Source organism: Pedobacter sp. KBW06, assembly GCF_003852525.1.
Taxonomy (GTDB): Bacteria; Bacteroidota; Bacteroidia; order Sphingobacteriales; family Sphingobacteriaceae; genus Pedobacter.
This window is the reverse complement of sequence record NZ_QAJL01000001.1, coordinates 2,234,957-2,247,586: the sequence shown is the minus strand read 5'-3', so window position 1 is coordinate 2,247,586 and position 12,630 is coordinate 2,234,957. Positions and strand designations below refer to the sequence as shown.

At 40.0% G+C, this 12,630-nt stretch carries 17 protein-coding genes; 8 read left to right on the top strand and 9 right to left on the bottom strand.

All coding sequences use genetic code 11. The annotated features are described in order from the left end of the window. Positions 1-403: 403 nt before the first annotated feature. Positions 404-763 (bottom strand): winged helix-turn-helix transcriptional regulator, encoded by a 360-nt coding sequence (locus DBR43_RS09225; RefSeq protein ID WP_124579985.1) that lies wholly within the window; start codon positions 761-763, stop codon positions 404-406. 84 nt (positions 764-847) lie between these two features. Between DBR43_RS09225 and DBR43_RS09220 the strand changes: the two genes are divergently transcribed. Continuing rightward, on the top strand, positions 848-1,651 hold the full coding sequence (locus DBR43_RS09220) for an alpha/beta hydrolase (protein WP_124579983.1): 804 nt from the start codon (positions 848-850) through the stop codon (positions 1,649-1,651). Positions 1,652-2,052: 401 nt separating this feature from the next. On the opposite strand, the gene DBR43_RS09215 is transcribed toward DBR43_RS09220, so the two are convergent. Beyond that, positions 2,053-2,319 carry a transposase gene (locus tag DBR43_RS09215; RefSeq protein WP_124579981.1) on the bottom strand — a complete coding sequence of 89 codons (267 nt, stop codon included), beginning with the start codon at positions 2,317-2,319 and terminating at the stop codon, positions 2,053-2,055. A 34-nt stretch (positions 2,320-2,353) separates the two neighbouring features. Then, the gene (locus DBR43_RS09210) at positions 2,354-2,668 is read right to left on the bottom strand and encodes a hypothetical protein (RefSeq protein ID WP_124579979.1); all 315 of its coding nucleotides are present in this window, start codon (positions 2,666-2,668) and stop codon (positions 2,354-2,356) included. Between the two features lie 472 nt (positions 2,669-3,140). Here DBR43_RS09210 and DBR43_RS09205 point away from each other — a divergent pair, with 472 nt between their 5' ends. Both DBR43_RS09205 and DBR43_RS09200 read left to right on the top strand, forming a co-directional pair. After that, a complete protein-coding gene (locus tag DBR43_RS09205) occupies positions 3,141-4,979 on the top strand; it encodes a hypothetical protein (RefSeq protein WP_124579977.1) in 1,839 nt (612 codons plus the stop codon). Positions 4,980-5,005: 26 nt separating this feature from the next. Further along, positions 5,006-5,533, top strand: coding sequence for a GNAT family N-acetyltransferase (locus DBR43_RS09200; protein ID WP_124579975.1), 528 nt, complete (start codon positions 5,006-5,008; stop codon positions 5,531-5,533). Positions 5,534-5,552: 19 nt separating this feature from the next. On the opposite strand, the gene DBR43_RS09195 is transcribed toward DBR43_RS09200, so the two are convergent. From DBR43_RS09195 to DBR43_RS09185, 3 genes are read right to left on the bottom strand one after another with little or no spacing between them, the layout of a single operon-like run. Next, positions 5,553-6,005, bottom strand: a complete 453-nt coding sequence (locus tag DBR43_RS09195) for a DUF1569 domain-containing protein (RefSeq protein ID WP_124579973.1) — start codon at positions 6,003-6,005, stop codon at positions 5,553-5,555. Then, a complete protein-coding gene (locus tag DBR43_RS09190) occupies positions 5,989-6,423 on the bottom strand; it encodes a VOC family protein (protein ID WP_124579971.1) in 435 nt (144 codons plus the stop codon). Before DBR43_RS09190 ends, DBR43_RS09195 begins: the two co-directional genes overlap by 17 nt. Positions 6,424-6,470: 47 nt before the next feature. Continuing rightward, positions 6,471-6,929, bottom strand: a complete 459-nt coding sequence (locus DBR43_RS09185; protein WP_124579969.1) for a helix-turn-helix domain-containing protein — start codon at positions 6,927-6,929, stop codon at positions 6,471-6,473. Positions 6,930-7,032: 103 nt separating this feature from the next. Between DBR43_RS09185 and DBR43_RS09180 the strand changes: the two genes are divergently transcribed. The 3 genes from DBR43_RS09180 (at position 7,033) to DBR43_RS09170 (ending at position 9,178) form a co-directional block, all read left to right on the top strand. After that, the gene (locus tag DBR43_RS09180; protein WP_124579967.1) at positions 7,033-7,485 is read left to right on the top strand and encodes a carboxymuconolactone decarboxylase family protein; all 453 of its coding nucleotides are present in this window, start codon (positions 7,033-7,035) and stop codon (positions 7,483-7,485) included. Positions 7,486-7,578: 93 nt separating this feature from the next. After that, complete coding sequence (locus DBR43_RS09175) at positions 7,579-7,929, top strand: YciI family protein (protein WP_124579965.1); 351 nt, start codon at positions 7,579-7,581, stop codon at positions 7,927-7,929. Positions 7,930-7,939: 10 nt separating this feature from the next. Further along, entirely contained in the window at positions 7,940-9,178 is a 1,239-nt protein-coding gene (locus DBR43_RS09170; RefSeq protein ID WP_124579963.1) for an RNA polymerase sigma factor, read from the top strand. Here DBR43_RS09170 and DBR43_RS09165 read toward each other — a convergent pair. Together DBR43_RS09165 and DBR43_RS09160 are read right to left on the bottom strand one after the other, a co-directional pair. Continuing rightward, positions 9,171-9,548, bottom strand: a complete 378-nt coding sequence (locus DBR43_RS09165; RefSeq protein ID WP_124579961.1) for a hypothetical protein — start codon at positions 9,546-9,548, stop codon at positions 9,171-9,173. The genes DBR43_RS09170 and DBR43_RS09165 overlap by 8 nt on opposite strands. Before the next feature lie 140 nt (positions 9,549-9,688). Beyond that, the gene (locus DBR43_RS09160) at positions 9,689-10,444 is read right to left on the bottom strand and encodes an SDR family oxidoreductase (RefSeq protein WP_124579959.1); all 756 of its coding nucleotides are present in this window, start codon (positions 10,442-10,444) and stop codon (positions 9,689-9,691) included. A gap of 189 nt (positions 10,445-10,633) precedes the next feature. Here DBR43_RS09160 and DBR43_RS09155 point away from each other — a divergent pair, with 189 nt between their 5' ends. Together DBR43_RS09155 and DBR43_RS09150 are read left to right on the top strand one after the other, a co-directional pair. Continuing rightward, complete coding sequence (locus tag DBR43_RS09155; RefSeq protein WP_124579957.1) at positions 10,634-11,212, top strand: TetR/AcrR family transcriptional regulator; 579 nt, start codon at positions 10,634-10,636, stop codon at positions 11,210-11,212. Between the two features lie 73 nt (positions 11,213-11,285). Continuing rightward, positions 11,286-12,119: an SDR family NAD(P)-dependent oxidoreductase gene (locus DBR43_RS09150; RefSeq protein WP_124579955.1), complete on the top strand. Its 834-nt coding sequence runs from the start codon at positions 11,286-11,288 to the stop codon at positions 12,117-12,119. A 40-nt stretch (positions 12,120-12,159) separates the two neighbouring features. Here the strand turns inward: DBR43_RS09150 and DBR43_RS09145 are convergent, their stop codons facing one another. Beyond that, on the bottom strand, positions 12,160-12,597 hold the full coding sequence (locus tag DBR43_RS09145) for a GNAT family N-acetyltransferase (protein ID WP_124579953.1): 438 nt from the start codon (positions 12,595-12,597) through the stop codon (positions 12,160-12,162). Positions 12,598-12,630 lie beyond the last annotated feature (33 nt).

The window sequence follows — 12,630 nt, the reverse complement described above, 5'->3', positions numbered from 1 at the left end:
ATATGAAGTTTTGTCTGGGTTTAACTATGGCTTGGCTTATAAAAGGAAAATATCCCAACTTTCTCCCACCGAAAGTTGGGATGAGTATGACCAATGGCTGCGCGTTCCGCATTTTAAACTGATTGTTAGTTCATTCATAATCAGTTAGTTTTTCATTTACTTTTATGCAATAATTAGTGGTGTTTAATTTATGTTCACTAAATTGGATTGTTCACGTCACGTGAACACGAATATTATTATTAGAAGGAATAACCGAATAATCCACCGTTTATTGAGGCAATCAAAATTTATTTGTATTTCCTTTTATTTTCAAATTCCTAATCAGCTTGTTATTGTCTAATGGGCCCTGGGTGGTGATGCCGACGATGACCAAAATTACGAAGAGGCGACTGCAAGGCGTGGGTTAAGCAGAAAAATATTTCAGCCCCCATTTATGCAGATCGTCAATAATTTTTAGTAGTTCCAAACCTTTATCGGTTATCATGTAATGAATACTTTTTGGAGCTTTCTCTTTGAGAATTATTTTGTCAACTAATTTATCATTAACTAATTCTGAAAGCCTTTTGCCAAGTATCTGATCCGACAAAGATGGGAAAGCATGTTTTAATGTGCTGAATTGTTTTGTGCCCGAAGCGACCTTATGCAGTACCTGCATTTTCCATCGTGGGCTAATATCTCTTAATACATCATTTACCTCACACGCAAGGCTTAAGGCTGTAATATTACAGGCGTTCGATGTCCCGGGTTTTAACTGACTTGACATATTCTGATTTGAGGTTTGCTCACTTTCGGGTGAGTTATTGAATTGTAAAAAGACATTGACAACTTTTGCATAAAATAGAATATTATGAAATCATTAATCAAAAGTACAAAGTCGTTTTTCATCTTACTAATGTTACTACTATCAGTTTTCGAAATAAATGCACAATCTACGTCAAATAAGCCCATTTTTGTCTTAGTTCATGGTGCTTTTCATGGTGGCTGGTGTTGGCAAAGGGTAAGCACGGAATTGCGCAGCAAAGGAAACCTTGTTTATACGCCAACGTTGAGTGGACTTGGGGAACATAAAAATACATTTAATGACGAGATCGATCTGAATACTCATATTACAGATATTGTAAATTTCCTGATTACAGAAGACTTGCACAATGTAGTTTTAGTGGGCCATAGCTATGCCGGAGCTGTGATAGCAGGTGTTGCAGACAGGATGCCGGATCGGTTGTCTAAACTGGTCTTTCTTGACGCGATGCTTATGGAGAATGGCCAAAGCGCACTAGATGTAAGTCCGGAAGACATCCGGGAATATTTCATTAAGGTGTCAATGGACTACGACAATGGACTAAGTATCCCGTTCTTCACCAGTGATTTTTTTGGCGTGACTAACTTAGCCGATATTAAATGGGTAAATGACCGTCTGACCAATCAGCCATTTAAAACATTTTGCCAGCCTTTGGAGTTAAAGCATCCTTACGGTAATCATTTGCCGCTGACTTATATTGCCTGTACCGGACCGGAACTAAGAGCGATCCAACCTTTTGCAGACAAAACAAAAAAGAGCAAAAACTGGAAGTATCTGGAACTTAAAACGGGCCATGATGCCATGATAACAATGCCTGTAGAGTTGTCCAATATGCTACAATCATTAAAGTGATTAGGTGTGGATGCGAGTGCTGATCAAAATTATGAAGAGGTGGCTGCAAGGTTAGGATATTTAATGTTTTGTTAATATGTCTGTCATGTGCCGGGGTTAATTTCGCTGGATATTTTAGATGATGAATTATAAAACAAGCTTACTGATACTTCTGTTAAATGGTTTCTTTTTGATCACATTTGGACAGCATACATTAGCGCCACTTCCCTAATGTAAAAATGGCTTTATCGTAATTGCCCACCGTGGAAGCCACCTGATAAAACCGGAAAATAGTATAGCGTCTTTGATCTTTTTGTAATAATACATGGACTTAGGCAAGCAAATCACCTTGCAAGCCCTGCTAATACTTGTATGATGATGGGACATCACATAAGCAGCCATATCCTTTCGCTGGCAGGGCTTTACCACTTTTTTGACAATACGTCTTTCAAGATCTTATTATCCAGAGCTAATTCTGCATACATGTGTTTCAGTCTGCGGTTTTCTTCTTCCAGCTCCTTGAGTCGGCGAAGTTCCTGACTGTCCATCCCTGCGTACTTTTTCTTCCAGTTATAAAAGGTAGCCTGGTGTACACCCAATCCATGGCAGATATCTGCAGCCGTTTTTCCTGATTCGTGTTCTTTGATCGCAGCTACTATCTGAGCTTCACTAATTTTTGACTTTTTCATCTTACTGTGTTTTAAAGTTACGAATTTTCGTCTTTTACACAGTCCGATATTTAGGAAGGGTTACACCTTCGATAATTCGTTCAGAAAAGGAGGTTATGCTACCAAAATTAAATCTTTTGGTATTGGCAAAAAATCCGTCTGCATTACTGAAGAATTTGACCTGTTCTGTTGGAACCTTTCTGGAATCAGCCCGAAGCTGCAGGTATCCGGAAAAATCAGGCCGTAATTTGACGTCTTTGGCGTAAATCACAGAATCGGAATAGAGGTAAATGAAATTTTTCGATTCGTGCACCTGGGCACGGGAGGTCATAGCAAAGCATGCCATGACTCCAAGGAGTAATTTTTTCATAATGGTTGAATTTGTGTGTGTATTGATACAACGCAAATTATTAGCCATTATTTGATTTTTAGGATATAAATTACATGCAAACAAAAGAAGAATGCCCTTAGATTAAACTGGGATGCCTGTGTCGAAAAATTTGTAAAACGTTTTATTTTGCAATTAGACCCATTTACAAATGAGTTTTATTTTTCAACGGGCTCTTGTCATTAATTGCTTTTTCATATCTAAAAAATGCGTTGGATCTGGTACATAGTTTAATCGATCGTGAATTTCGAGTGATAGCGGACTACCATCCATATTAAATGTAATGATGTGTGTAAGTATTTATGCCCGAAAGGTAATATTGATGCCGAAAGAACGGTGGTGAAATCTATTAATAATTGTTAACTTCAGGAAAGCGTGTTGATTGAACTAAAGGCGGGGCTGATTTGGAAACGGCGATTTCGGATAAAAAAGAATTGTTAAAATTGGGCTGGCGATGGACAGAAGGAAATTTGTTAAAAATAGTTTACTTGGTACGGGTACAATCCTCCTGTCTAACGCAGTGTGGGCAGTTGATGGCAACAATCATTTGCCAAATATTCGTAATAGATTTCTGTCAGTTCCTAACCTAAAGCGATTTAAGGTTTCCGACAGTGGAACCCGGTTTTTTGAAACCGAATTGAGCATCGTAAAAATTAAATCCAAACTAAAACTTCATAGAAAATATTTTATTTCTGAAAATATGGAGGGCTATGGTACGCCAACGTTATTGGAAAACAGCAAAGGAGATGGGTTTATCTTTGTTCCGGAACTTTACAAAGGCAATAGGCATAACGGTTTTATCGTGAAAATGTCTGCTGATGGCTTATGTGAAGAGACTAAAATATTTACCCATGAAAACCAGGGTTTCTATGCTTTTTGGGGAAAGCAGTACCAGCTGCATCCCACACTTTATCATTACAATATTGAAACTTTGCATTTGATGCGGGCACATTGGGAAAATGGCCGCTGGGTTAACAATAAAGTAATGCCTTTGTACCCGAATGAAATGCTTAGTCTGTACAAACAGCAGTTGAAACAGCTTTCTGAACCTGAACTGCAGCAACAGTTTGGTTATGATTTTGACATCCATAAAGATGGCTTTTATCAGTTTTTATCTTTGAAACGGGATTGGGAACAAGATCTCAGCACCAAAGAGAAGGAAGGTTATGAGAGGGAAAATCCTGCAACGATTTATACAGACCCGGTCAAGGTTTCGGGTACACATGTTGAGGGCAAAAATTTTAGTTATACCAATCCTTTTATACCTGTTTATTGCAAAGGCGATGATTTGAGCCACGCAATCATTAAACCAAGCCTGATTTACGAAGAGGTGATGGGATCTAAAATAGAAATAGCCAATATGCCTGCTTATAAGACACAGGACGATATTGGCGATTGTAAAGCTTTTAGTTTGGCAACTTTATTACAACATTATACCTGTCAAAAGTGGAAAAGTGATATTCCTGATTGTAAAAATCCACCTGCTGACAGCGCCATTTCTTATTTTGGATTAATGGTCTATACCAATAGAAGTGTAAATGAAGATTACACCTTTCAGCCCAATCAAAAAAAAGGTGTTGGTATGGATGAGATCATTAATAATTTATCTAACAGCGGTGTACAGTTGATTTTAGAGAATTGTAAGCCTTTTGAAAATTTAGTCAGGAGTTTCAGTTCAATCGGCGCTGCCGGACTGGTGAAAAGAGACGAGTTTTTTAATTATTTAAAATCAGCTTTTGAAAGGCTAAAAAGTAACAATGAAATAAATGTTAAAGACTGCAGGCAGGAAGTTGCCACACTGAACACTTATGTTGATTTAAAATTTAACGAGGCAACCTTTAAAAAGGCGCTGACAAAAAGCAATTTCGACCAGTTTTTATACGTGCTTTTTTTTAGCGAATGCAGGAGGGAAGTTTTTCCTCCCGGGTTCAGTGCTGCTGCTTATCCTTTGGATTCAATGAATGTGGATTTTACGGGGGTTAAAAATCAGGTGATTAAAGGGCTGAAATATGGAAAGCCAGTTCTTTGTACTTCAATATGTGTTTCACAAAGTCAGGGCAATGAATGTGAAATGGGGCATTCTTTGGTTATTTCAGGTTACAAAAAAGTTAAAAATGCAGACATTACAAAAGATGTGTTTAAAATACATAATTCCTGGGGTGAAGAATGGCAAAAAAAGAACAATGATGGTTGGGTCGATGCAGATGCATTAGCACAGAATAACATTAAAGTTAAAACTGAAGACGGGAAATATAGAATTGGTTCGGCAAGTGTGATTTGGTTGGATCCGTAATGAATGGAATTTTGGTATCTTGTAAAATGAAATTACCGCCTTACAACATTTTTCCAACCATTATCTCGGAGAAAATCTCACTACGACAAATTCAGTCTTCTGACATCAACGACATTATTGAAATTTCATTTTATGATGCGGTTCAGGCAACGACAGCGCAGGAGGCAATAGAAATGCAGGATAAAATCAATAAAAATTATCTTGAGGGCGATTCAATTCATTGGGGCATCGTAGAGAATGCAACAAATAAAATTGTCGGAACCTGCGGTTATTACCGTGGGTTTGATAAAGGAGCCGGAGAACTTGGCTGCGTTTTATTACCTCAATACCAGGGACAAGGTTTTATGACTTTATCCATGTCCCTGGCCATAGACTTTGGCATCAATAACATCGGATTGAACCGTATTTATGCGATAACAAGTGAAAATAACGACAAGGCCAGAAAACTTCTTGATCGATTGAACTTCATTAAAACCGCAGATTTGGAAGACCAGGAACTAGAGTACGAATTAAAACACGACAGCCTTACCGGATCTGTTTTGGAGCAGGCATAGCCAAGCCTTTGTAGAACAGTTAAACATTAAACTGCCTTAAATGATGATCTGAATGTTTATAGGCAAAGATGCCTATTTGTTCTCTTGTCATTTTGCCAAAGAAATCGTGAAAAAACTCATCATTTGAAAAGTTTTCAAAATCAGTTATTAAATGGATCAGGATTTTCTTTTCGGCATTCAGATCACCTTTTTTTTGTTTTACCGTGAATGCTTTTCCGGTTGGCGTATTTTTACCCAATGGTTTGTCGTCTTTAGTATTGCATCTGAGTGCGAATTGCCCAAAGATTTTACCTAATAAACCTTGTTTACTCGAGATATTGCTTTTTCCTAAAACCCATTCATTCCATATGCTGCAATGTCTGGCCATTTGAAAAACATTCATTTTGCCCCAAAGCGCTTTATTGTTTTCATCGAGTGCCTCGACTCTTAGTGTCAGCTCCTCCCGTATTGCCGGATCAAAGATTGTTTTCATTGTCAAAATTGTTTAAAGGTTGCAATGAAAAATAGTTGCCGGAATCATCTTTAAATAATGCTTCTGTTCCGTAAAACTCCTTGGTGGGAGGCTTTATAAATTCCACTCCTTTGGCTTTCAGCTCTTCATAGGTAGCAAATATATCTGTACAGGTTAACACCCCACAGCCAAATATTCCTTTTTTGATGAGGTCTATTAAGTTTTCTGCGATTTCTTTCGGAAACATTTTACTTACGGTAACCGGAAACAATACCAGTTGTAAATCGGGTTGTTCGGGAGGTGAAACGGTAAGCCATCGGGTTTCGGGCCCCATAGGGATGTCGTCTACAAGTTTGAAGCCTAATTTGTTTACATAGAAGTCATAAGCGCTATTCTGGTCTATGACATGAATGTTTGTAATGCTCATTTTAGTAATCATGGTAATTTCGGTTAGATGTTAAACTCATTACAAACTTGAAGAATAATTTAGATATCGGGTTCTTCAAAATTGCTATTCTCAGGATCAAGCCAGCCATGCTGATAGGCGTAGCAGCCAGGCACAAAGGCAAGCGGTGTCAGGCTGATTTGCTTTTGAACCTCCTGCTGATGTTTGAGATAACCGGATGGAGATTTACCGACAACTTTTGAGAAAAGCCCGCTGAAGGAAGAAAGGCTGTCAAAACCTACTAAAAAGCAGGCTTCGGAAACAGTACTGTTGTTTTTTAGCAATTCTTTGGCCTTTTCTATTCTCACATATTTTAGGTACTGGTGGGGTGTTTTTCCGTAAGCAGATTTAAACAGCCGGATAAAGTGAAATTTCGAAAAATACGCTTCATCAGAAATGCCATTGAGGTCTATTTTATCCGCATAGTTGTTGTCGATGAATAGTTTTGCCTGAACGATTCGTCGATATAAATAAACCTTCGGATATTGATCTGCAATCATTTTTTGATCTTGTATTTATACAAAATAAAAAAAAATCATCAAAGTTTGTCCAATTTAAAAAAGCCGTTTGTCTTCAGGTTATAAATTCAAAAATTATAACAAAATGGAAAAGAGAATAAACATCTTCGGAAAAGGACAAAACGCATTGAAGCCACTTTTTGAAATGGCAGGTTATTTAAAAAAATCATCTTTGGGTGCTGAACTGATGCACCTGATAGAAGTCAGGGTATCTCAAATCAATCAATGTGCTTATTGCCTGGATATGCATTATAAAGATGCACGTGCCAAAGGAGAAACTGAACAACGCTTATATGGACTTAGTGCATGGAGAGAGACACCTTATTATAGTGAAAGAGAAAGAGCGGCCTTTGAATGGGCAGAAGCCCTGACAGCAGCCCATATGCCTGATGAGGTTTATCAAAGGGTTAGTGCTCAATTTTCTGAACTTGAACTGATTGACCTGACCATGGTTGTCACTTCAATCAATACCTGGAACCGCATTAATATTTCTTTCCCGAATGTACCGGGATCTTATAAAGTTGGCATGTTTGGCTAGAGAGCAGCAAGAAGTCCTGATCCTTCCGGATGAGGACTTTTTATTCCTTATTATAAATATCAGTGGTTATTTTTACATTTAAAAAAGAAGAACATGAACGACTTTTTATTGATTTTCAGAAGAGATTTCACAAATAAAGAAGCACAGCCTTCTCCGGAAGAATTGCAAAATTCGATCAGTGCCTGGCAGAATTGGTTTGGCGGAATTGCGGCACAGAATAAACTGGCCCGGCCACTGCAGCGCTGGGATATATCCGGCAAAGTGGTAAAGGCAGATAAGCATGTGATCAATGGGCCTTTTGTGGAAATTAAAGAATCTATAGGCGGACTGGTCATTATCAAGGCAGAAAGCTATGAAGATGCAGTGGAGATTGCCCAGGGTTGTCCGATTCTTGAACTCGGCGGAAATGTAGAGATACGGATGGCCAGCGAGCCGGAAGGATAGAGCTCTTAAAATGAAGGACCAGGAACTCATCCCCAATTTATTCAGAACAGAATACCGGAAAATCGTTTCGGTACTTTGCCGTTTGTTCGGTATGGCACATATTGAGATCGCCGAGGATATTGTAAGCGATACTTTCCTTGCCGCTACAGAGATCTGGAGTACGAAAGGATTACCCGATAATCCAAGAGCATGGTTATACACCGTGGCAAAAAATAAGACTAAAAATTACCTCAAAAGAGATTCCCTGTTCCAGCAAAAACTATCTCCGGAAATTCAATATCATACCGCCAATACAGAAGAATTTGAACTTGATCTGTCCGTTAAAAATATCGGAGATAGTCAGCTGGCCATGATATTTACCGTCTGCAATCCACAGATATCCACAGAAGCTCAGGTAGCGCTGGCGCTAAATTTACTTTGCGGCTTTGGCATTCAGGAGATTGCAGATGCTTATTTAACCAATAAAGAGGTCGTTTATAAGCGTCTTAACCGGGCAAAGGAGAAGTTGAAGGAATTGAACATCAGCATTCAGCAGCCTAGTTTGAATGAGATCAATCTGCGTATAGATAATGTACTGACCACGTTGTACCTGCTGTTTTCTGAAGGTTATTATTCCACTACTCAGAACACAACACTCAGGAGGGATTTTTGTACGGAGGCCATGCGACTGGTCTATATGCTCAGGGAACATGCGCATACCAACCTTCCAAAAGTAAATGCCTTGCTTTCGTTAATGTGTTTTCACACTTCAAGGTTTGATGCCCGTTCCGATCAAAATGGAGAGGCTATTCTGTATCAGGACCAGGATGAAAGTCTTTGGAACATGGAGCTGATTGATCAGGGAAAATATTATCTGGGACTGTCTGCCGCAGGTGCTCAGTTGAGCAAGTACCATTTGGAAGCTGGTATCGCCTATTGGCATACCTATAAGGAGGATACAACAGAAAAATGGGAACAAATTCTTCAGCTTTATAACAACCTGCTGATTCTGGAATATTCACCGATTGTGGCTTTAAACAGAACATTTGCGCTGGCAAAAGTGAACGGGAAAACGGCCGCAATTGCAGAGGCCGAAAAACTGAAACTTACCGATAACCATTTTTATTATTCCCTGCTCGGGAACCTGTATACTGATGTAGACAATGCCCTAGCATTAAAGCATTATGAGCAGGCAATGGATCTGGCCGTTTCAACAGCCGATAAACTCACCATCAGCAAACACATTCAGCAGTTGGAAAAGCTTATTTAAAGATGAGTTTACCTTTGGTAGACCCATAGCTGGAGTCAATGATCAGCGTGGCATCATCCCGGGATGCGTACTTATTGCAATATTTTGTTTCGATATAAAGCGCCTTATCAACAACCTTATACAAGTCCTTTTCCAGTCTTTTAAGCTTGTAATCATATTTGCCATGTCTGAGTTTGGCAGGCTTTAAGATAACAGTTAGTTTTTTCAAACCGTCTGGGGTAAGTGCTTTTGCATCAGTTTCAGGAGTTATTCCTTCGTAGACCTCGACTACCTGACATTCTTCTCCTTTGGATGTGTTAATCGTGTTAAATGAGGATAAGGAGATCAGAACAACCGGAAGTGCTAAAATAAACTTAAGAGAGGTTTTCATAACTGCGGGATTAAATGAAACTTAAACATACGAAAATGCCGGTTAAAATAATGCGCTTCATTTTGCGGACTGAAAACTTCAGTTGAAGAGACGGTATCCCGGGATACCGTCTCTTTTATTATAGGTACAAACCGTTTTCCTTATCTTAAATTACCTGGTTTGCGGATCCAGTCTGTATAGGTTTCCTGACCAAGACGGGGATGATCTCCAGGCACGAGTGACTGGTCATTGATTTCTGCTCCAAAATAAGGCGCATGCACATCTGTGACCACCTTGCGGTTGTCATTTTTAAGGCTGAGGTATTGTCTGACGATCTCATCCAGTCCGATCTTTTCCGGGCCGGCAACTTCTGCTGTTCCGTTTAATGGAGATCCAAGCGCAATATCGGCCAGTGCCGCAACGACATCGTCTGAAGCAATGGGTTGGAACTGAGCAGGCGATACATGGATTTGATCGCCCTGAATTCCTGCCTGTGCAATGCCGCCCACGAATTCAAAGAACTGCGTGGCGTGCAGGATGGAGTAGGGGATGCCGGAGCCCTTTATCAATTTCTCCTGTACCAGTTTGGCCTGGAAATAAGTATTTGCATTTGGACGGTCTGTGCCAACCACCGATAAGGCTACATGATGTTTTACACCGGCAATGAGTTCTGCAACAATGAGATTTCGTCCTGAAGTTTCGAAGAAGTCCAAAACTGCTTTTTGCTCAAATGAAGGAGAGTTGGCTACATCGACTACCACTTCCGCTCCTTTTAGCGCTTCATTAAGTCCTTCGCCGGTAACCGCATTTACTCCGGTGCCGGGAGAGGCTGCCAATACTTCGTGTCCGGCTTCGCTTAAGGTTTTTACCAGTTTTGTTCCGATGAGGCCTGTGCCTCCGATGACTACAATTTTCATATGCTAATTCTAAAATTTAAGTTGTTTTTACTGAGGACAATCAGGTTTTCAGAATTGGACAAAATGTTCTTCTTTTTTTGTTTTAAATGAAGATGGCCGGACCAGAATCATCTGCAGAAAGTAAAAAAGATAGAATTTACTTGTGAGAATAGACCGAATGGTTTATTTTTGTGTCGTTAAATCATTTTCATGAATAAAGCAGAACGCACCAGAAGATTTATTATTGAACAATCGGCACCTATCATTAACAAAAAAGGAATGGCCGGTACTTCTCTCAGCGACATCATGGAGGCTACAAAGCTGGCCAAAGGTGGGATCTATGGGAATTTCGAAAGTAAAGACGAAATCTGTGCAGAGTCTTTTTTATACCTGACAGAAGGTTTAGCTCAGCAATTGGACAGAGCGGTATTACGTGGAGAAACAGCAAAAGAGAAATTTTCTAATTTACTGAATGCCTATAAAGGAATTAAAACTGAAGGGGGCTGTCCTATCCTGAACTTTGGTGTGGAGTCTGATGATACCCATCCTGGCATGAAAGAAAATGTAAAGAAGGTAATTCGCGCTTCACAGAAAAGATTTTTTGACATCCTTGCCAATGGGATTGCCAACCACGAAATCTCATCGGGGCTGGACCCAAAGAATTTTAGCATAAAAGTTTTTGCCATGATAGAAGGAGCGATCCTATGTGGACGGGTGTTGGAAAGTAACGAACAGATGCGGATCATATTGGACGCCATCCAGAATGAATTTGAAACCTGGCTGATATAATTTTTTTTATTCTAATAAAGACCGATTGGTCTATTTTGTATTTGTCTCATCTTAAAAACTAAAAAAGAAAACAATGTCAAAAGTAATTTTAATCACAGGGGCATCGAGAGGATTTGGAAAAATCTGGGCCGAAGCATTTTTAAAACGCGGCGATAAGGTCGTGGCAACAGGCAGAAGCATTGCAGCGCTTCAGGATCTGGTGGATGAATATGGAGATCAGGTATTGCCACTTCAGCTGGATGTGAACGATCCTGAAGCCAGCTTTGGGGCAGTGAACAAGGCAAAGGAACATTTTGGAAGAATTGACGTACTGATCAATAATGCCGGATACGGATTGTTTGGTACTGTTGAAGAGACTTCTGAGGAGGAAGCAAGGAGTCAGATGGAAACCAATTTCTTCGGGGTACTGTGGTTAACACAGGCGGTATTGCCAGTGATGCGTGCGCAAAATTCCGGACACATTATCCAGGTGTCAAGTTATCTGGGGCTGATTGCGGTTCCGGTATTGGGGATTTACAACGCGTCTAAGTTTGCAGTGGAAGGTTTAACGGAAACCCTGGCTTCGGAAGTAAAGGCTTTTGGCATCAATGTTTCGCTGGTAGAACCCAATGGCTATGCCACGAGCTGGTCTGGTGAATCGGCGGCTCAAGCCAAAAGCATGGAAATTTATAATCCGGTAAAAGAAGCCTTTCAGCAAGCTGCATCAACTCCCGGCTTTTTTGGACAGCCCGAAGCTACTGCGGAAGCAATTCTGAAATTGGTAGATGCTACTAACCCGCCATTGAGGTTATTGCTGGGCTCATTCGCTTATCCGGCGGTTAAGGCAGCATATGAAGAACGTTTGGCCAGTTTCGAAGAATGGAAAAGCGTTTCTGAAGCTGCGCATGGCGAACCGCTGACTGCTTAAAAGAGGGTGTTCAGGCACCCTCTTTTCTTATAAGACCTGCCTATTTTAAAAGGGCGCTGAGGTGAACTGCGGCGAATTGAAATCCGTTTTTCAAATACAATTTTTGAGCAGTATGGTTATCAAATCCGGTATCCAGCACTACGGCATCCAGATCAGCTGATGTGGCAATTGCGTTTACATGAGCTAATAATTGAGAAGCAAGGCCTTTGCCTCTATAAGATTCCAGCGTGCAGAGGTCATCAATGTATATGATGTTTCCACTATGCAATGAGGTCATTAAACGATATCCGGCAAATGCCACGACTTTTTCTTCCACGATAATTCCGGCGATGCTGTATTTTTCATTTTGCATCATCTCTGAAATCATGGAAGACCAGTTGTCTTTATTCAGATGGGGACGTAGTAAAAAAGCCACTTCCCAACACTGTTGAATCTCCGCTTCTGTCCTGATTGTTTTAACCTGATAAGTATTGTCCATAATTTTTTTGCTATAAAATTAGGGCAATGACAG

Excerpts from the sequence above, each read along its gene's own strand:
- DBR43_RS09210 (WP_124579979.1), bottom strand. The coding sequence starts at position 2,668 with ATGAAAAAATTACTCCTTGGAGTCATGGCATGCTTTGCTATGACCTCC.
- DBR43_RS09145 (WP_124579953.1), bottom strand. The coding sequence starts at position 12,597 with ATGGACAATACTTATCAGGTTAAAACAATCAGGACAGAAGCGGAGATT.
- DBR43_RS09185 (WP_124579969.1), bottom strand. The coding sequence starts at position 6,929 with ATGATTGCAGATCAATATCCGAAGGTTTATTTATATCGACGAATCGTT.
- DBR43_RS09190 (WP_124579971.1), bottom strand. The coding sequence starts at position 6,423 with ATGATTACTAAAATGAGCATTACAAACATTCATGTCATAGACCAGAAT.
- DBR43_RS09215 (WP_124579981.1), bottom strand. The coding sequence starts at position 2,319 with ATGAAAAAGTCAAAAATTAGTGAAGCTCAGATAGTAGCTGCGATCAAA.
- DBR43_RS09195 (WP_124579973.1), bottom strand. The coding sequence starts at position 6,005 with ATGAAAACAATCTTTGATCCGGCAATACGGGAGGAGCTGACACTAAGA.
- DBR43_RS09165 (WP_124579961.1), bottom strand. The coding sequence starts at position 9,548 with ATGAAAACCTCTCTTAAGTTTATTTTAGCACTTCCGGTTGTTCTGATC.
- DBR43_RS09160 (WP_124579959.1), bottom strand. The coding sequence starts at position 10,444 with ATGAAAATTGTAGTCATCGGAGGCACAGGCCTCATCGGAACAAAACTG.
- DBR43_RS09150 (WP_124579955.1), top strand. The coding sequence starts at position 11,286 with ATGTCAAAAGTAATTTTAATCACAGGGGCATCGAGAGGATTTGGAAAA.
- DBR43_RS09200 (WP_124579975.1), top strand. The coding sequence starts at position 5,006 with ATGAAATTACCGCCTTACAACATTTTTCCAACCATTATCTCGGAGAAA.
- DBR43_RS09175 (WP_124579965.1), top strand. The coding sequence starts at position 7,579 with ATGAACGACTTTTTATTGATTTTCAGAAGAGATTTCACAAATAAAGAA.
- DBR43_RS09205 (WP_124579977.1), top strand. The coding sequence starts at position 3,141 with ATGGACAGAAGGAAATTTGTTAAAAATAGTTTACTTGGTACGGGTACA.
- DBR43_RS09220 (WP_124579983.1), top strand. The coding sequence starts at position 848 with ATGAAATCATTAATCAAAAGTACAAAGTCGTTTTTCATCTTACTAATG.
- DBR43_RS09225 (WP_124579985.1), bottom strand. The coding sequence starts at position 763 with ATGTCAAGTCAGTTAAAACCCGGGACATCGAACGCCTGTAATATTACA.
- DBR43_RS09155 (WP_124579957.1), top strand. The coding sequence starts at position 10,634 with ATGAATAAAGCAGAACGCACCAGAAGATTTATTATTGAACAATCGGCA.
- DBR43_RS09180 (WP_124579967.1), top strand. The coding sequence starts at position 7,033 with ATGGAAAAGAGAATAAACATCTTCGGAAAAGGACAAAACGCATTGAAG.
- DBR43_RS09170 (WP_124579963.1), top strand. The coding sequence starts at position 7,940 with ATGAAGGACCAGGAACTCATCCCCAATTTATTCAGAACAGAATACCGG.